This is a genomic window from Citrobacter sp. Cpo103 (assembly GCF_030332605.1).
In the GTDB taxonomy this organism is placed as follows: domain Bacteria; phylum Pseudomonadota; class Gammaproteobacteria; order Enterobacterales; family Enterobacteriaceae; genus Citrobacter; species Citrobacter portucalensis.
Genome location: NZ_JAOWHO010000020.1, coordinates 64,211 through 81,408, shown reverse-complemented (window position 1 = coordinate 81,408; position 17,198 = coordinate 64,211). Strand labels below are relative to the sequence as shown.

The 17,198-nt window shown below is 51.6% G+C and carries 17 protein-coding genes; 1 reads left to right on the top strand and 16 read right to left on the bottom strand.

Translation table 11 applies throughout. The features are described from left to right. Positions 1-5: 5 nt before the first annotated feature. The 16 genes from OGX89_RS03030 to thpR all read right to left on the bottom strand — a co-directional run bounded on the left by OGX89_RS03030 (position 6) and on the right by thpR (position 14,649). On the bottom strand, positions 6-1,109 hold the full coding sequence (locus tag OGX89_RS03030; RefSeq protein WP_126956874.1) for a fimbrial protein: 1,104 nt from the start codon (positions 1,107-1,109) through the stop codon (positions 6-8). Between the two features lie 8 nt (positions 1,110-1,117). Continuing rightward, the gene (locus tag OGX89_RS03025; RefSeq protein ID WP_126956872.1) at positions 1,118-1,729 is read right to left on the bottom strand and encodes a fimbrial-like protein; all 612 of its coding nucleotides are present in this window, start codon (positions 1,727-1,729) and stop codon (positions 1,118-1,120) included. A gap of 17 nt (positions 1,730-1,746) precedes the next feature. Continuing rightward, entirely contained in the window at positions 1,747-2,337 is a 591-nt protein-coding gene (locus tag OGX89_RS03020) for a fimbrial protein (RefSeq protein ID WP_126956870.1), read from the bottom strand. A 29-nt stretch (positions 2,338-2,366) separates the two neighbouring features. Beyond that, a complete protein-coding gene (locus tag OGX89_RS03015; RefSeq protein ID WP_126956868.1) occupies positions 2,367-3,005 on the bottom strand; it encodes a fimbrial protein in 639 nt (212 codons plus the stop codon). A 27-nt stretch (positions 3,006-3,032) separates the two neighbouring features. Continuing rightward, positions 3,033-5,633, bottom strand: a complete 2,601-nt coding sequence (locus OGX89_RS03010) for an outer membrane usher protein (RefSeq protein ID WP_126956866.1) — start codon at positions 5,631-5,633, stop codon at positions 3,033-3,035. Positions 5,634-5,692: 59 nt separating this feature from the next. Further along, positions 5,693-6,439 (bottom strand): fimbrial chaperone, encoded by a 747-nt coding sequence (locus OGX89_RS03005; protein WP_126956950.1) that lies wholly within the window; start codon positions 6,437-6,439, stop codon positions 5,693-5,695. A gap of 82 nt (positions 6,440-6,521) precedes the next feature. After that, entirely contained in the window at positions 6,522-7,115 is a 594-nt protein-coding gene (locus tag OGX89_RS03000) for a fimbrial protein (protein WP_063941127.1), read from the bottom strand. A gap of 418 nt (positions 7,116-7,533) precedes the next feature. After that, positions 7,534-7,914, bottom strand: coding sequence for an aspartate 1-decarboxylase (gene panD, locus OGX89_RS02995; RefSeq protein ID WP_000621526.1), 381 nt, complete (start codon positions 7,912-7,914; stop codon positions 7,534-7,536). Positions 7,915-8,009: 95 nt separating this feature from the next. Then, entirely contained in the window at positions 8,010-8,864 is an 855-nt protein-coding gene (gene panC / locus OGX89_RS02990; protein ID WP_003829231.1) for a pantoate--beta-alanine ligase, read from the bottom strand. A gap of 11 nt (positions 8,865-8,875) precedes the next feature. Further along, positions 8,876-9,667 (bottom strand): 3-methyl-2-oxobutanoate hydroxymethyltransferase, encoded by a 792-nt coding sequence (gene panB / locus OGX89_RS02985; protein WP_003829230.1) that lies wholly within the window; start codon positions 9,665-9,667, stop codon positions 8,876-8,878. 120 nt (positions 9,668-9,787) lie between these two features. After that, positions 9,788-10,279, bottom strand: a complete 492-nt coding sequence (gene folK, locus OGX89_RS02980; protein WP_003829228.1) for a 2-amino-4-hydroxy-6-hydroxymethyldihydropteridine diphosphokinase — start codon at positions 10,277-10,279, stop codon at positions 9,788-9,790. Positions 10,280-10,330: 51 nt separating this feature from the next. Next, entirely contained in the window at positions 10,331-11,728 is a 1,398-nt protein-coding gene (gene pcnB / locus OGX89_RS02975) for a polynucleotide adenylyltransferase PcnB (protein ID WP_204192014.1), read from the bottom strand. Positions 11,729-11,799: 71 nt separating this feature from the next. Next, positions 11,800-12,696, bottom strand: coding sequence for a tRNA glutamyl-Q(34) synthetase GluQRS (gluQRS, locus tag OGX89_RS02970; RefSeq protein WP_126956864.1), 897 nt, complete (start codon positions 12,694-12,696; stop codon positions 11,800-11,802). Positions 12,697-12,766: 70 nt separating this feature from the next. Then, complete coding sequence (gene dksA / locus OGX89_RS02965; protein WP_003829221.1) at positions 12,767-13,222, bottom strand: RNA polymerase-binding protein DksA; 456 nt, start codon at positions 13,220-13,222, stop codon at positions 12,767-12,769. 177 nt (positions 13,223-13,399) lie between these two features. Further along, positions 13,400-14,104, bottom strand: coding sequence for a DNA/RNA nuclease SfsA (gene sfsA / locus OGX89_RS02960; protein WP_003829219.1), 705 nt, complete (start codon positions 14,102-14,104; stop codon positions 13,400-13,402). A 14-nt stretch (positions 14,105-14,118) separates the two neighbouring features. Further along, positions 14,119-14,649 carry an RNA 2',3'-cyclic phosphodiesterase gene (thpR, locus tag OGX89_RS02955; RefSeq protein WP_003829217.1) on the bottom strand — a complete coding sequence of 177 codons (531 nt, stop codon included), beginning with the start codon at positions 14,647-14,649 and terminating at the stop codon, positions 14,119-14,121. Between the two features lie 73 nt (positions 14,650-14,722). Between thpR and hrpB the strand changes: the two genes are divergently transcribed. Continuing rightward, positions 14,723-17,152: an ATP-dependent helicase HrpB gene (gene hrpB / locus OGX89_RS02950; RefSeq protein ID WP_279891809.1), complete on the top strand. Its 2,430-nt coding sequence runs from the start codon at positions 14,723-14,725 to the stop codon at positions 17,150-17,152. Positions 17,153-17,198: the final 46 nt, after the last annotated feature.

Sequence of the window (17,198 nt, the reverse complement as noted above, 5' to 3'; positions counted from 1 at the left end):
GATGTTTATTCGTAGCTGACGGTGAACGTGGCCGCATTTTCGAAAGTGCCGGCTTTAACCGTACCCAGTTTCTTTAACTGTCCGGTGAACGGAATGGAGTAACTTTCATGATACCAATCGGCATCGCCTGAAAATTCTACACCAAATGCTTCGGTACCATCAAATTTGACTGAATGCCAGTTGCCGTTTACCTGTGCGGCAAGTGCGACACCAATGCCTTCAGCGGTGCCACTCGCTCCATTGGTCAAATAATTGCCTGAAGCATCGCTTGGGCCATTTACTGTTATGGAGAATTTGTTCATCGAGCACTGGAATAAATCGAGTGTAAAGGTTCTCTTCTCCGTAGTGTCACCGCTGCTAAAATCGGACGTGTAGAAATCACCAAAGTTAACGGTGCGATCATAAGCATCGCCATTGACGCCGTAGCTTCGGCAAGTGGGTTCGGCTAATGTGAATAACACCGAACCACTGCTGATATTCATCGTGACTTTATTTGCGTACAGCGTTCCCATCTGCATAGAGCCGATGGTGCCGCCTATGGCCCTTACCTGTGTCTGCCCTGGATGAGGGCGATACTCCGGGGTCTGGTACAGCGTGAAAAAGACATCCCAGTTTTTTTCACTCCCTTTATAACCTGCACTGGAAGCGCTACTTTTTGTTGTTTTTCCCTGAGGCGGCAGGTTTAAATACAATTGCTGACCGCCAAGGCAGTTACTCGTACATCTGACCACATAGGTATAAACAATACCTGGGACGTTGGTTTTTAGTAGCCCAACCGTCGCACCGTCAGTGTATGTTGCCGTGTAGGTGGCATCCACCATACTGGCATCGGGTGGGAATAATTCAACGACGTTATTGGTACCTTCAACAGGGCACGTTATTACGTCACTCATACCGGAAAACAGTAGAGAACTTTCTGGGTTGACATCAGTGAAGGGTTCCGGCAGCGTCAGGCCACCTATTGCCCCAATAGCCTGGTTGCTCGTCCAGACATCAGGCAGTGTAATCGTATAATTTTTACTGAACCAACAGTTATACGCCAGTGCCTGTCCTGCAAATGTAGAGAGCACACAGAAGAGTAACGGCAGTAAATAACGCAATCTCATCATAAATCCCTTTATTGATAGGTGACGTCGACCACCACATTACTGGTGATGACTCCGTTGCCTACGTCGCCGGTGTTCTGATAACGGGCGTAAAACGTGTAATCCGCAGGAAAGCGCGGTTCGGCTTTCCCGGAAAGGTCATACACCACATCGGAACTGCCATCATCGTTCAATACGTTGGTATGGAACGCTTCAGAAAAAACCACTACCCCAACGTTACTGGCCTGGCCGCTGGTGGCATTATTGGCAAACACGCGTTTATTAAGCGGGTCAATACCAAATTGCGGCGTAAACTGAAAATGAACCTGCTGGCTGTTGTTGCTTTCCGTACCGGAAATATCGCAGCTCACCACCTGGATGACAAACGGCGTACCGCCTGCGTCGGTCTCTGGTTGCAGGCGGTTGCTGTTATCTGCGTTGTAAAACCAGTCCTGAGACACTGTGGGCAACGTCACATCACTACCGTCTTTTAAATTTATCTGGCAAGTATTCGCAAGGATCCTGGCCGTAAAATTCACGTTCACTCCGCTGTCCTCCGCCGGACTGGCAGCAGACCATAGCCCCGCTGCCAGCGCAGCCAGTAAAACGAAGATGGGTCGTGTAGAAAGGAGTTTCTGTTGCATTGTTGCCCATCCATGGCTTATTCGTAACTTATTGAAAAGGTAACGGGTGCAGTAGCTGTGCCGACGCCAATATCTGATGCCGTTTTACCGTTTGCCAGTACCAGTGTGGCGTACATATCAAAGGTGACGCTAGCGCTTAATCTGCTGGCACCAAAGCTATGGTGGATCGTGTCATCGCCTCCCGTGGGGGTCATTGCACAGTTAAGCGGATGCGGTGTTTTCTGTGAGCTGTGCTCTTCCTGATGTATTTTTATGGAGGTGTTGGTATTCGTCACATCGTTAGTGGGGTAATTGGTGCTGTCGCAGGTGCCGCCGGTTGCCTGCGCGGTAATATAAATATCGGACACCCCCGCACACTCTTTGAATGCAATGTAAAACGGTTTTTTGGCCGCATCTGTCCCAACATCATTTTTATAGATATTGCCAATATCCACGGTACTTGTCGCAGCGCCTGTTCCGTCCTGCACCTCAAAATTACATGTGCCAGGAATAAGTTCAGATGAAAACGTAATGGCTAATGAGTCTGTACCTGTCGTTGCGGCATAGCTCACCGTGCTGAATAACCCACCAGCCATCACCAGGGCGAGAAAAAGAGAATTAGATTTCATTGTAGCGCTCCGTAATATCATCGCTGGAATTATTCATAGTCAAAGTTAAACGTTGCGATCGCGTTAAACTTACCCGTGGTCAGACCGACTGTGGTGGTCGTGGTTGGAACTAAATGGGCAATCAAATCCAGTTGTTTTCCATCACCCACTTCACTGGCTGTGTCCCAGAGAATCACTTCTGAACCATCCGTGCTCGCGGTCTTACTCGTGAAGATGGTGAACGGTTGATCTGGTGCGCTGGCACGAGCAATCTTCACACCGACGCCTTTTGCGTCGCCATCGCTTGTGCTGCTGGGAACTAATACCTTGTTGCCGTTTTGGGTGCCTGTAATGGTCGTTTTAATGCTTTGCAGCGATGTTGGGCAGCCACTGGCCTTGATATTAAAGGCGGCGATAGTCGGGCCCGAGGTCGCGGTACTGTTTTGCTCATTGATGAGGTCACCCAACGTGACTTTGTGATCGGCGTCGCCAATGTAAACAGTGGCTGCGCCGCCCGCGGCACCATCATTAACCGCCATGTTGCAGGTCGTTGCCAGTATTCTGGCGGTAAACGTGACATCAAATTGACTTGGTGTCGCATGGGTTGTGAGAGGAATGGCAGAACCAATGGCCAACGCCAACATGGCGATCGGCAGACCACGGCAATATTTAACGTTTTGATGTGTCATTAAGGAAGCTCCCTGTAAAATAATGACTTATTGCATATGGCAGCGCTGACCATCCAGGACGGTTGTTAAACCCGCCTTTTGTGCGCTATCCGTAATTTTATAATGGACGGTACAGTCGCTATCTGCTTCGTTACCCCAGACCACCCGCAGATTGCCTTCTTCTTCCACGCCGCGCACATAGGCTTGTCCCGCCTGACCCACAACGCCAACCCGTTCGCCTTTCTCGCTCAGAACATCGGCACCCAGCGGGATAAAGCCCTTATCATCGCGCAATAATTCAAGGATGACTGAACGGCCCTCGTCAGTTGCAAACTCGACTTTTACCACTGCGCCATCGCGCGGTACGACGTTTTCACTGGTATTTTTCACTTCCACATCACGCTCCAGCGTGCTGATATTTAATCCCACGCGGTTTTCACGGTAGGCGGAGGCGTAAGGCATAAGCGCGTAACCGGAGCTATTCAACTCACCCTGTCCGTAGCCCAGTTTCGCGCCTTCGGCACCACTGGCGTGAACGAGAATAATCGGCGAGTTGTTGTCTAATGAACCGGGTGACAGAGTTACGCCGCCTGAGTGCAGCACCATCCCGCCGTTATAGCTCGCGGAATACTGCCTGCTGCCATCGTCAGAGAACGAGGACGAAACAGAGAGCGGCCCGTATGGGCTTCGCCATGAACCATAGCCACTCACCTGATTCAGGTTACTATCATCATTGTTGATATTGTTGGCCGTGCTGATGGAGTAGTTAAACAACCCGTTCCGGGCGCTGCCGCTCGCGGAGTTATTGATATTGGCGCTGCCTTTTGTATCGCTATTTACGCTCATATTCAGCGTGTTGAAACCGGCAACACCTTTACCATCGCTGGAGAACACATCCAATGGGACGCTGATGCTAAAGTAGATACTATCGTCGCGCTCCCCTTCTTCGTCGTAGGAGCGTTGCACGGAGAGGCTATAACTGCCGTAGCGGAAGCTGTTGCTGTAGCCGATGTTATAGCTGGAGGTGTTACCACTGTTGTTCCAGTAATCTTCCCAGGAACCAGAGGCATAGAAAGAGCCGTAATTTTCCCCGTAAAAGTCCAGCGGTTGGCTAATGCTTACCTGATACTGGTTTTTTGTACGCTGATAGTTGCTGTAGAGCGCTTCGCTAGAGTCGTAGATGCTGCGATCGTCGCGACCATGTTTAATGTCGTCGTTAAGCTGCGCCGCATCGCTCAGGCTGAGATAATCTTTCGTTGAGAAGCGATATGCCGCGATGTTGAATGACGTGTCGGTCGCTTCGATCATTTTACTGTAGGTCAAACGGTAGCTCTGACCTGAGAGCGAGCCCAGATTCTCAATATCCGCCTGTGAGTGCGTGACGTCCAATGCAAAAGCACCGATACGCGTATTCATCGCGACACCCAACAATCCAGCGTAAAAATCCATATCGGTAAACTGCACGCCAGCATAACCGGTAAAGGTGTTATTGATGCCGTAATAACCGGTGGCATAGCCGACCTGGGGGGCATCATACAGTGAGTCATTGTTCAGCTCACCCGCGCCAAACTCCCAGCGTGTAGCTCCAGGACGCACCATTTGCGTCACAGAAGAGTAAGGCACCACAAAGGTATGCTTGCTGCCGTCAGACTCTTCAACGGTCACTTCGAGATCGTTACCAAAACCGGTGGTACTCAAATCATTTAATTCGAATGGCCCTGGCGGGACGGTCGTTTCATATATTTTTCGGCCGCTTTGCTCGACGCTGACTTTGGCGTTGCTGTTGGCGACGCCACGGATTACAGGCGAATAGGAGGTAGTCCCTTCCGGGCGCATGCGGTCATCGCTGTACAAACGCATCCCGCGAATACTGACGGAATCAAAGGTATCGCCATCGGTGTAGGTTTCACCCGCCACAAGTTGAGCGGATAGCACGGGAATATCGCGTTGGAGATAAATATCCTGGCTGGTGTACGATGTGCCATTGTCGCTATCCCAGTCCAGAGTGCCGCGAGAACGCAGATGCCATGCCCCCAAATTGAGGCCATATTGCAGGCCCGCATAGGCGGTATCCGTTGTATAACCATCGGTTTCCCGGTGCCAGCTGTTAATATTGTATGATAATAACGCTGCGGGAATACCCGCATCCCATAAAGACGGATCGACATAACCCGGTGGACGCTTTAACACGTAAAGTTGTGGCACGGTCAATTCCAGAACCAGTTTTGAACTGTCGAAATTCACCGATGAGCTGGGGTAGATTTTTTTAATATCGACGCAGGTCGACTCGCCCATGCTATCATCTGGCACGGCTTTGATATCAATACCGGCTTGTTTAAGCAGTTGAGCCGTAATACAAGGCGTGGCGCGGGATGTGCCGTTGTCTTTAAACTCCACCTCTTGCGTAACGGTATTTATTCCGTTTAGGCTGATTTTGACCCGGTAAATACCCGGCGGAACAGGGTTGCCCTGAGCATATCTGTTAACATCAACAGTGCTGCCCATATTCAATAAAAATTGCTCGTTAAATTCTACCTGTTCTTCAGTTTCAGGCTTAGTTGATTGCGTAGATGTATTTTCAGCCGCTTGAATCGAAAGCGGGAACGTCGCGCTGATAGCGAGGCATAATAAAGAGCGTCGAAAAAACATAGCAACCCCAGAAAATAAATGAAGATGGTTCTTATATATGATGTTGTGTATTAACTCGTTTATTTTGTTACTTTAGATACTATTTTCTCGGTGCCGCCATAATCATTAATAGCGATATATTCCACTTCACCACTGGTCGTACTGCTAAGACCTTTTACTGGCATCGTTTCACTAGAGAAGGGTTTAATTGACTGTGTATTAATTTCATATTTTTTGTCGCCAATTTTAAATACCGCGCCAGAGATGGAAACGTTGTACGGGGAGTCATTACGGCCAACAACAGACAGCTTGCCACCTTGCAGCGTTTGTGACCATTTCACTTGTTTCATCGCTTCTTTAGCGGTGCCTTTCAGCCCATCAGGACGGAAAAATACCTTAATACGGGTGCGAAAAGCGAGCTGCAATTGGTTCTGGCCTTCACCTTCTTTTTGGGCTGATTTTTTGGGGATTTCCAGAACGTTAAACCAGAATAACGACTCCCGATCCTGTGCTAACGGTTGATTCAGATAGGTCACGCGGACAGACTGGCCTTTGCCAGGATCCATTCGCGTAATAGGCGGTGTTATGACAAACGGCAATTTTAATTCTTGTGGGCTGATATTTGCGCGTCCGTCGTCCATCCAGATTTGCAACAGCAGTGGGTTTTGACCCCGGTTAGTCATATTCACAATCACATCTTTCATGGATTGTTGGTAAACAATTCGCGTGCCGGAGATCACAACATCGGCGCTACTCTGAAAAGAGGCGAAACCAATAACTGCGGCTATAAGCGTTTTTAACCCTGTTTTCGTGTGTGAGCTGAACATCATGGGATCCACTTCCTGTTGGATTAGAAAGAAACATCCCCTGGAGTCGCCAAGGGATGTAGAAAGGCAACGGCCTTATTACTTATTCATAGCTAATGGTGTAAGTGGTATAAGCGGTAACGGTACCATCAGTCACGGCAGTATCTGTCTTGGTGTAGGCAACTTTATAAGTCAGTGAAGCATGACCGTTTGCATCTAACGGTTGTTTCTGGTCATTGTTTGCCTGACCCATTTTGACCTGGCTGTTGTCAGCGTTTTTCAGCACCAGTGCAACGTTATCGGCTGCGCCTTCAATATTTTCTTGCGGGAACAACAGGCCGCTAGAGTCGGTAGTTGTGCCGTTAAACGTATTGAACTGTACGCTGATATTTTTCTGTGCGTCTGGAGTAACTGTACCAGGGCAAGTTACATCCATAGTGAAGTTAGTTTCACCGAGAACACTGGCTACGTCGTTATTAGAAGCACCAGTGAAGTCAGTAATGTCTACGGTTTTCAATGCAATTCTGAAATCTTCTTGATTCTGAGTCACTGAATCGGCCAGCATTTTAACAGTACAGGTATTCGGGTTTACCAGACCGTTAAACTGGATGTGACCAGCGTTGAGATTCTCTGCCATTGCAGAACCAGACATGATAGCCATTACTGCTACAGCCAGTGTGTATTTTTTAAATGCCATGATAATAAATATCCATATTGATTGATAGGGACTAAAGATATAATTTATATCTTTAGCTTCTTGCCGTTAAATATAACATCTAATTGAGTTATATATTAATTTTCGAGGAGTGTATTAGATGTGGGTTGTCAGCATCAAATTAGTTTATGTGTAATGATTTTTAAATTTTTCTAAAATAAATTCAATGTATGTTTTTGTTTTATTTTATTTGTTTTTTAGATAATAAGGGGAGGGGTGATATTTTTATATCATATAATTTATTTCTCTAAAGTGTATTTGATATTTTTTATTTGAATATTATTTATTTGAGCATTATTTATGATGATTAACGTCTGTTGTTATGTTGATTTTTTGGGGGAGAGACTTAAAAGGAGTCATGATTAATTGACTCCTTGTATATAAATTTTGAATACCTGTTTTAGGCAACCTGTACCGGAATCGCTTTTGCTGTGCGCTTCATTTCGTTGTCACCTTCGAAGTAAGCCACTTTCGGACGCCATGTACGGGCTTCTTCGTCAGACATGGTGACGAAGCTTGCGATAATCACAATGTCGCCAACTTCAGCGCAGTGTGCCGCTGCACCGTTCACCGAGATGATTCTGGAGCCGCGTTCAGCCGCAATGGCATAGGTTGAGAAACGTTTACCATTGGTCACGTTCCAGATATCAATAGCTTCGTTTTCCAGAATACCTGAGGCATCAAGGAAATCCTGGTCGATGGCGCAGGAGCCTTCGTAATGCAGGTCCGCCTGCGTGACTTTTACGCGGTGGAGCTTGCCTTGCAGCATGGTGCGAATCATAACTTCTATACCCTGTCGTTTACCTTGGCTTAGCAGGCGCGACTGGCCTGCTTTGAGAAATCTTCAGGCAGTATTGCCCGATTTTTAACCCCTGTCTACTGGGCTAATGTAACGCTTTGATTATCGATCAGACGTGCCTGACCCAGCCATGCAGCGGCCAGAATCACCGCGCGTTTACTGGTTTCAGTCAACTCCAGCAGCGTGTCGGCATCACGAATCTGAATATCGTCGGCGCGGAAGCCTTTTTCATTCAGTTCTTGTTCGGCAATGGTAATAATTTCTTGCAGCTCACGATTACCCGCAATCAGCTTTTCAGCGATACCGTTCATCACGTTGTGCAGGCCTGGCGCAATTTTACGCTGTTCTGCCGTCAGATAACCGTTACGTGAGCTGAGGGCCAGACCGTCTTTGGCGCGAATAATCGGTACGCCAACGATCTCAATGTCATAACCCATGTCCGCTACCATTTTGCGGATCAGCGCCAGCTGTTGGAAATCTTTTTCACCAAAGCAGGCGATATCGGGTTGGATCAGGTTAAACAACTTGCTGACGATAGTGGAAACACCACGGAAGTGGCCTGGACGGCTGGCACCTTCCAGCATGGTAGAGAGACCGGGAACATCAACGAAAGTCTGGCCTTCCAGACCATGCGGGTAGATCTCTTCAACGGCCGGAGCAAAGACATAATCGACTTTACGCTTGTTCAGCTTTTCGCAATCTTCCTGCAGGGTACGCGGATAGCGCACCAGATCGTCCGGTCGGTCAAACTGCATCGGGTTAACGAAAATGCTGACGAACACCACATCAGCCCGCGCTTTTGCTTCATCGACCAGTTTCATATGGCCGTCGTGCAGGTTGCCCATGGTGGGAACCAGAGCGACGCGTTTACCTTCCTGACGCAGACGACGAATATGCTGGCGCAGCAGCGGCAGGGTTTCAATGATTAACACAACAAGACTCCTTAATGGAAACTGTGCTCTTCGCCCGGATAAACGCCGGACTCCACTTCAGCCATATACTGCCGCACTGCGGCGCGCATGTCGCCTGCTTCATTGAGGAAATTCTTCGCAAATTTCGGGATGTGGCCGCCGGTAATGCCAAACGCATCATGCATAACGAGAATTTGTCCGTCGGTGACGTTACCGGCGCCAATACCAATCACCGGAATCGACAGCGCTTCCGTGACGCGCTTCGCCAGCTCAACCGGCACGCACTCCAGCACCAGCAGCTGAGCGCCAGCGGCTTCTAAGGCCAGCGCATCATCCAGCAGTACCTGCCCGGCGTCGCCGCGGCCCTGAATTTTATAACCGCCGAAAATATTCACCGACTGGGGCGTTAATCCCAGATGGCCGCAAACCGGCACCGCGCGTTCGGTGAGCATTTTCACCGTATCTACCAGCCAGGCGCCGCCTTCGATTTTGACCATATTAGCGCCCGCGCGCATAACCACCGCAGCGTTTTCAAACGCCTGCTCCGGAGTGGCATAAGCCATAAACGGCAGGTCGGAGAGCAGTAGACAGTTAGGCGCGCCACGACGCACGGCACGAGTGTGGTAAGCGATATCTTCAACGGTCACGGGCAGAGTGGAGTCATGCCCCTGAATCGTCATGCCCAGCGAGTCGCCAACCAGCATCACATTGATACCTTCGTCGGCAAATAACTTAGCGAAGCTGTAGTCGTAGGCGGTAATTGTCGCGAAGCGTTTTTTCTCTTGCTTGCATTTCTGCAGCAGTGAAATGGTGGTGGGTTTCATAACATTTCCTGATGATGAAAGTCATATTTATCGGCATTCTAACAGTCACATTCAGGGGGGCAATTGTTTTAAGCAATCGTTTGGCGCTAAAGCAGTAAACGCTAAAGGGGAGAAGATACTTTACCAGTGTGCAGGTTTTGCAGCACCAAGATGGGTGAGGTGCTGATGCAGGCTGATACCATCCGGAAAGATAAGCTCAGGGGCAATTTCGAATAACGGCCACAGCATAAAACCACGGTTTTTCATGTCGTAGTGCGGTACCGTCAGACGTTCGGTGTTAATCACCTCATCGCCAAACAGCATAATGTCGAGGTCCAGCGTTCGTGGCCCCCAGCGTTCGGCTTTGCGCACCCGGCCCTGCTGTAACTCAATACGTTGGGTATGATTGAGCAATTCTTCCGGCGCGAGGGTGGTTTCCAGCGCGACGGCGGCGTTCAGGTAATCGGGTTGATCCTGTGGGCCTAATGGCGGTGTACGGTAGAACGAGGAGACAGCCACGATTCGGCTGTCAGGGATTTCACCGATCGCTTTAACGGCAGCATTAACCTGCTCCAGAGGGGAGGCTAAATTACTGCCGAGGGCGATATATACCCGTCGTTTTTCAAGCTGCATCTGTGTCACCACCTTGATGCGACTCGAAATTTGTTGGGTATACGTGATGGGTCATGCGGAACCTTCACGGCGTGGCGCGCGTTTACGCGGGCGACGATGGCGCCGACGTGCGTCTGGCTCTTCATCCAGCTCGTTCAGCATACCTTTTTGTTCCGGCGGCGCAGAAACCTGGAATTCACCCCACCATTTCGCCAGTCGCTGCAATTCCGCATTGTGTTCGACTTCGGCACGCAGCGCTAACAGGTCGTAAGCTGCACGGAACTTTGGATGTTCCATCAGCTTCCAGGCGCGTTTACCCTGGCGACGGGACATCCGTAGCTGCAACTGCCAGATATCGCGGGTCAGCGAGGTCAGACGTTTCGGGATCGCCAGCGAGCGGCAGGCTTCGTCCAGCACGTCGTTCATTGCCAGCGCGAAAGCGTCGTAGTAGGCCAGACCGCTTTCTTGCGCAATTTTCTGTGCGGCTTCCAGTAGCGGATACCAGAACATTGCCGCGAACAAGAAGGCCGGGTTAACGCGCATATCATTGTGAATGCGGTTGTCGGTATTCTTCAATACCTGGGCAATGATGCGTTCCATTGGGCTGTCACCGTCTTCGGTGAAGTAGCGCGTAATGGTGGGGAACAGCGGCTGGAACAGGCTGTACTCACGCAGCTTTTTATAGGTTTCGTATCCATAGCCCGCCTGTAATAGTTTGAGTGCTTCTTCAAACAAGCGTGCGGGAGGAATATCGTTAAGCAGCGTTGCCAGACGCGGGATCGGCTCTGCGGTTTCCGGGCTGATACGCATGTCGAGCTTGGCGGCAAAGCGTACGGCGCGCAGCATGCGCACAGGATCTTCGCGATAGCGCGTTTCCGGATTACCGATCAGGCGAATGATACCCTCTTCGAGATCCTGCATTCCCCCGACGTAATCACGTACGGTGAAATCGGCCACGCTGTAATACAGGCTGTTAATCGTGAAGTCGCGACGCTGGGCATCTTCTTCAATGGAGCCGAAGATGTTGTCGCGCAGCAGCATTCCGTTTTGTCCGCGCTGGGATGTTGTGCGATCGGACTCGCTGCCTTCATGATGACCGCGGAATGTCGCCACTTCGATAATTTCAGGGCCGAACATGACATGGGCCAGACGGAAACGGCGACCGACCAGGCGACAGTTACGAAACAGTTTGCGCACCTGATCCGGCGTTGCGTTAGTGGTGACATCAAAATCTTTCGGCTTTTTGCCCAGCAAAAGATCGCGTACACCACCGCCAACCAGCCATGCCTCGTATCCGGCCTTATTGAGCCTGTACATTACCTTCAGGGCATTTTCACTGATATCTTTGCGGGAGATAGAGTGCTGCTCACGCGGAATTACCGTCATATGTGGACGGGCGACGGCGAGCTCAGCCTCGCGCTCCTCGCGGCTTAGCACCTTGCGGCAAAAATTAGCGACTCGGGTAAAAATAGTGCACCTCGGTAGTGTCAAACTTCAATCAGAACAAGTGTTGCTGTGTAAAAATAGCGGCTAATCATAGCTCAGCATGATGCATTTGAGAATGCCGGATTTAAGATCGCCGATTCAGGCACCGCTGTCAGACGCCAGTTCTCAACGGCAAACGCCAGGATCTGGTCGACACGCATCTCCTGCCACGGGATATCGGCACGTTGGCCGAGAAAGCGTAGCGCGGCAATAATCACCGGACGCGGATCGCCTTGCGGCAGCGCAGGTGCATGATTTTGTTTTGAAAGTTTAGCGCCTTGTTCGTTGAGCGCTAGCGGAAGATGAATATAGTCAGGCGCTTGCCAGCCAAACTGCTGATACAAAGAGATTTGCCGCACCGTGGGTTCGATAAGATCGGCGCCGCGTACAATCTCCGTTACGCCCTGAAAGTGGTCATCAACCACCACGGCGAGGTTATAGGCAAACAGCCCGTCGCGTCGGTGGATAATAAAATCTTCGCCTGCAAGCTGAGGGTCAGCCTGAATCACCCCGCGCAACTGGTCCGTAAACTGCATTACCGGATGGCGTTGCTTAATGCGAACTGCGGCCTGTTCAGGTCCGCAGCGCAGCTCACGGCAGTGACCATCGTAAATACCGCCGACGCTTTGAATACGCGCCCGCGTACAGGTGCAGTAATAGCTCAGATCCTGCTGGTGTAGCCAGGCAAGCGCCTCGCGGTAGGCGTCATGACGCTGAGATTGCCATAAAATATCGCCATCCCAGTGCAGTCCGTAATGTTCCAGCTGATGCAGAATCGTATTTGCAGCACCGGGAACTTCACGAGGGGGGTCAATATCTTCAATGCGTACTCGCCAGATTCCGCGCCGGGCACGAGCCTGCAGGTAACTGCCGAGGGCGGCAATCAGTGAACCGAAATGCAGTTCGCCGGAGGGGGAAGGGGCGAAGCGGCCAATATAATGTGAATCGCTCATTTTGCGGACTAACAAATAATAAGGCGGGAGATGCTCCCGCCTGTAGTAAACGTGGTAAAAATGACCGGAATTAACCTGCCATTTGTTTTTCGCGGATTTCTGCCAGCGTTTTACAGTCGATGCACAGATCGGCTGTCGGACGCGCTTCCAGACGGCGAATACCAATTTCTACGCCGCATGATTCGCAGTAGCCGAAATCTTCGTCTTCTACTTTCTTCAGCGTCTTCTCGATCTTTTTGATCAGTTTGCGCTCACGGTCACGGTTACGCAGCTCAAGGCTGAATTCTTCTTCCTGTGCGGCGCGGTCCACCGGATCAGGGAAGTTAGCCGCTTCGTCTTGCATATGAGTTACGGTGCGATCGACTTCATCCCTAAGTTGATTGCGCCATGCCTCAAGAATACGCCTGAAGTGCGACAGCTGGGCTTCGTTCATATACTCTTCGCCCGGTTTCTCCTGGTACGGCTCCACCCCAGCGATGGCGAGAATACTCAGGGACGATGTTTTACGGTTTTGCCCTTCTTGCATGTTGCTTCTCCTTAACACGCACTATCGATCCCCATGTTCGGGGGAAAAATCAGGTCGCTATAAATAGCAGATGCTTTTCCGGATAGCAATTATCTAAACGTAACACTTGACAACCCTGTGAGGAAAAGCGTATTTGCCCACGCGCCCGGAATACTAATTGACCAGATATTTACACCATTACAAGGTAATGGGCAACGGCTCTTTAAGAGTCATACCGTGGGCAGAAAGTTCCGCTTTATAAACCAGAATTTCTACCCCCTTAAGCTGTGCTTCAACTAATAATTGCGCATATTTCGCATCGATATGGCGCGCGGGTGAAAACCGTGTAATGGCTGAATGTAGCACGGCGAAAAATATCACAGCCCGCTTGCCTTCAGCCGCTACGCTCATCAATTCCCGAAGATGCTTCTGACCTCGTTCAGTGATGGCATCGGGAAAATAACCCTGTTCTTTTTCCGCCAACGTGACTGATTTCACTTCAATATAGCAGTCAGGTCGGGAATCTGCCTGTAACAAAAAGTCGATGCGGCTCCCTTCGGCACCGTATTTTACTTCACTTTTCAAAGTGCTGTAGCCTGAAACTTCCGAAATTAACGCCTGCTGAATCGCCTCTTTCGTTAATCTGTTGGCCCACAGCGTGTTAACACAAATAAATTCACCGGATTGAGTTTGCGTTAATTCCCAGGTATGTGGATATTTGCGTTTAGTATTTTCTGATGTCGAATACCAAACGGTGTCACCTGGCATTGCGCATCCGGTCATCGCACCGGTATTTGGGCAGTGTAGCGTTAACTCTGTGCCAGCTGGTGTGATCACATCCGCTAAAAAGCGCTTATAGCGCTGAATGAGCGTTGCAGGTTGTAAAGGTGGAGAAAATTGCATAAACATTCCTTTGATTATTCAGTCAGCGTCCAGCGTTGCAACTGCGTGTAACGCGTGCGTCCTCGTGCAAATGAGGAGGAATAAAGCGCAAATTCCGTGACTGGAAACGACCAGCCAAAGCCCGGTGGCGGGATTGGCACCGCGTGGCCGGCATCGCGCAGCAGCGTGATATGTGGATGAAACGGCTGCGGGCTCTGGTAGCAACCGCTGCGTGCGGCCTGTGCCCGCAGCATATTCGCCAGTTGCAGCAGTCCGCGCGGCGGCTGACGCATTCCCAGCCACACAACCCGGGATCGCAACCATTGCCCGGCATCATCGAATTTGAGCGTAAAACCCGGCTGGCGAATACGTCCCGCGAGTTGCGACAGCGCCTGCTGCTTCTCGTCGCTGACGTCGCCTAGAAAGGCCAGTGTCAGATGCAAATTATCAGACGCGACGGGACGACCCGCTTCCGGGGGGAACTGCGCGGCTCGCCAGTGGATTAGCTGCTCCCGAACCTCGCCTGGCAATTCAATCGCAAAGAACAGCCTTTTTGGTTCAGACATGATGGATACTCGGTTATGAATTAACGCGATGCTACAATGCAGCGCGAAGAATGTTAACCCTCTGGAGTCATTTGTGACGTCGTTGCCCGTTGCCGCCGTAGTGCCTGAACTGCTTACCGCTCTTGATACCTCGTCGCAGGTTTTGCTGACGGCGCCGACCGGTGCCGGGAAATCGACCTGGCTGCCGTTACGACTTCTTGAGCATCGCAGTATCAAGGGACGGATTATTTTGCTGGAGCCGCGGCGCCTGGCAGCGCGTAACGTGGCGCAGCGGTTAGCGGAATTGCTGAATGAAAAGCCTGGCGAGACCGTGGGTTATCGCATGCGCGCGCAAAGCTGCGTAGGGCCGCAGACCCGGCTGGAAGTGGTAACAGAGGGCGTCCTGACGCGGATGATCCAACGCGATCCCGAGCTGACGGGCGTCGGGCTGGTGATCCTCGACGAATTTCACGAACGGAGTTTACAGGCTGATCTGGCGCTGGCGCTATTGCTGGATGTGCAGCAAGGGCTGCGGGACGATCTGAAACTGTTGATCATGTCCGCCACTCTGGATAACGGGCGTTTGCAGCAGATGTTGCCCGATGCGCCGACGATCGTTTCTGAAGGCCGCGCATTTCCCGTTGAGCGGCGGTATCAGCCGTTGGCGGCGCATTTGCGTTTTGATGAAGCGGTGGCGATAGCGACGGCGGAGCTATTGCGCCATGAAAGCGGGTCACTGCTGCTATTTTTACCGGGTGTGGGCGAAATCCTGCGCGTACAGGAACAATTGGCTACGCGTGTGGGCAGCGATGTTGTGCTGTGTCCACTGTATGGCGCGTTAACGCTTTCCGAGCAGCGTCAGGCGATTGTGCCGGCGCCACAAGGCAAACGCAAAGTGGTGCTGGCCACCAATATTGCTGAAACCAGCTTGACGATCGAAGGCATCCGACTGGTGGTGGACTGCGCTCAGGAACGCGTGACGCGCTATGACGTGCGTACCGGTCTGACGCGACTGATTACCCAGCGCATCAGCCAGGCTTCGATGACTCAGCGCGCGGGACGTGCAGGTCGTCTGGAGCCCGGTATTTGCCTGCATCTGCTTGCCAAAGAGCAGGCAGAAAGAGCGGCAGCGCAGGGTGAAGCGGAAATATTGCAGAGCGATCTATCCGGGCTACTGATGGAGTTGCTGCAATGGGGATGTACCGACCCTGAGCAACTGAACTGGCTGGATACGCCGCCCGCCATCAACCTGCAGGCGGCAAAACGGCTGTTGCAGATGCTGGGCGCGCTTGAGGGCGACAGGCTTAGCGCCACGGGGCAGAAAATGGCGGCGTTGGGTAACGATCCTCGTTTAGCGGCGATGCTGGTCGGTGCCAAAAATAATACCGAAGCGGCTACGGCGGCAAAACTGGCTGCGATTCTGGAAGAGCCGCCGCGCGGTGGCAGTACCGATCTAACCGTGGCATTTTCGCGAAACCAGCCTGCCTGGCAGCAGCGCAGTCAACAGTTGCTGAAACGGCTTAATGTTAGCAGCGGACAGCCGGACAGCACGCTGCTCTCCCCGTTGCTGGCGCGGGCGTTTGCCGATCGGATCGCGCGTCGACGTGGGCAGGAAGGACGCTATCAACTGGCGAATGGCATGGGCGCAATGCTGGATGCCGATGATGCCTCAGGACGCCATGAATGGTTGATAGCGCCACTTTTGTTGCAGGGCAGCGCTTCGCCAGACGCGCGTATCTTGCTGGCTCTGCCGCTGGATATCGAGTCGCTGATGCAGGCATGTCCTGAGCTGCTACAACAGTCCGACACCATCGAATGGGATGAAACCCAGGGAACGTTAAAGGCATGGCGTCGGTCGCGCATTGGTCAGCTCACGGTAAAAGTACAGCCATTGGCCAAACCTTCGGAAGAGGAGTTGCACCAGGCGATGTTGAACGGCATTCGCGATAAAGGGCTAAGTGTGCTCAACTGGACGCCGGAAGCTGAGCAGTTTCGCCTGCGTCTGCAATGTGCGGCAAACTGGTTGCCAGAATACGACTGGCCCGCGGTAGATGAGGAGTCTCTGCTGGCGACGCTGGAGAGCTGGCTGCTGCCGCACATGAGCGGTGTACACTCGTTACGTGCATTAAAAGCACTCAATATGGGGCTGGCGTTGCGCGGTTTGCTGGATTGGTCAATGCTGCAACGTCTGGATAGTGAACTGCCAGCGCATTACACTGTGCCGACGGGAAGCCGGATTGCCATTCGCTATCATGAGGATAATCCTCCGGTATTGGCAGTTCGGATGCAGGAAATGTTTGGTGAAGCAAAGACCCCAACCATTGCCCAGGGGCGCGTGCCGCTGGTGCTGGAGCTGCTGTCGCCGGCCCAAAGACCGTTACAGGTGACGAGCGATCTGAGCGCGTTCTGGCAGGGATCGTACCGTGAGGTGCAAAAAGAGATGAAAGGGCGTTATCCCAAACATGTCTGGCCGGACGATCCGGCGAATACCGCGCCAACGCGGCGCACCAAAAAGTATTCGTAATGAAACGGTAGGCTGGATAAGGCGTTATGCCGCATCCGGCGAAAGA

Coding starts and splice junctions, on each gene's coding strand:
- OGX89_RS03030 (WP_126956874.1), bottom strand. CDS start 1,109: ATGATGAGATTGCGTTATTTACTGCCGTTACTCTTCTGTGTGCTCTCT.
- OGX89_RS03025 (WP_126956872.1), bottom strand. CDS start 1,729: ATGCAACAGAAACTCCTTTCTACACGACCCATCTTCGTTTTACTGGCT.
- OGX89_RS03020 (WP_126956870.1), bottom strand. CDS start 2,337: ATGAAATCTAATTCTCTTTTTCTCGCCCTGGTGATGGCTGGTGGGTTA.
- OGX89_RS03015 (WP_126956868.1), bottom strand. CDS start 3,005: ATGACACATCAAAACGTTAAATATTGCCGTGGTCTGCCGATCGCCATG.
- OGX89_RS03010 (WP_126956866.1), bottom strand. CDS start 5,633: ATGTTTTTTCGACGCTCTTTATTATGCCTCGCTATCAGCGCGACGTTC.
- OGX89_RS03005 (WP_126956950.1), bottom strand. CDS start 6,439: ATGTTCAGCTCACACACGAAAACAGGGTTAAAAACGCTTATAGCCGCA.
- OGX89_RS03000 (WP_063941127.1), bottom strand. CDS start 7,115: ATGGCATTTAAAAAATACACACTGGCTGTAGCAGTAATGGCTATCATG.
- panD (WP_000621526.1), bottom strand. CDS start 7,914: ATGATTCGCACCATGCTGCAAGGCAAGCTCCACCGCGTAAAAGTCACG.
- panB (WP_003829230.1), bottom strand. CDS start 9,667: ATGAAACCCACCACCATTTCACTGCTGCAGAAATGCAAGCAAGAGAAA.
- folK (WP_003829228.1), bottom strand. CDS start 10,279: ATGCAGCTTGAAAAACGACGGGTATATATCGCCCTCGGCAGTAATTTA.
- gluQRS (WP_126956864.1), bottom strand. CDS start 12,696: ATGAGCGATTCACATTATATTGGCCGCTTCGCCCCTTCCCCCTCCGGC.
- dksA (WP_003829221.1), bottom strand. CDS start 13,222: ATGCAAGAAGGGCAAAACCGTAAAACATCGTCCCTGAGTATTCTCGCC.
- sfsA (WP_003829219.1), bottom strand. CDS start 14,104: ATGCAATTTTCTCCACCTTTACAACCTGCAACGCTCATTCAGCGCTAT.
- thpR (WP_003829217.1), bottom strand. CDS start 14,649: ATGTCTGAACCAAAAAGGCTGTTCTTTGCGATTGAATTGCCAGGCGAG.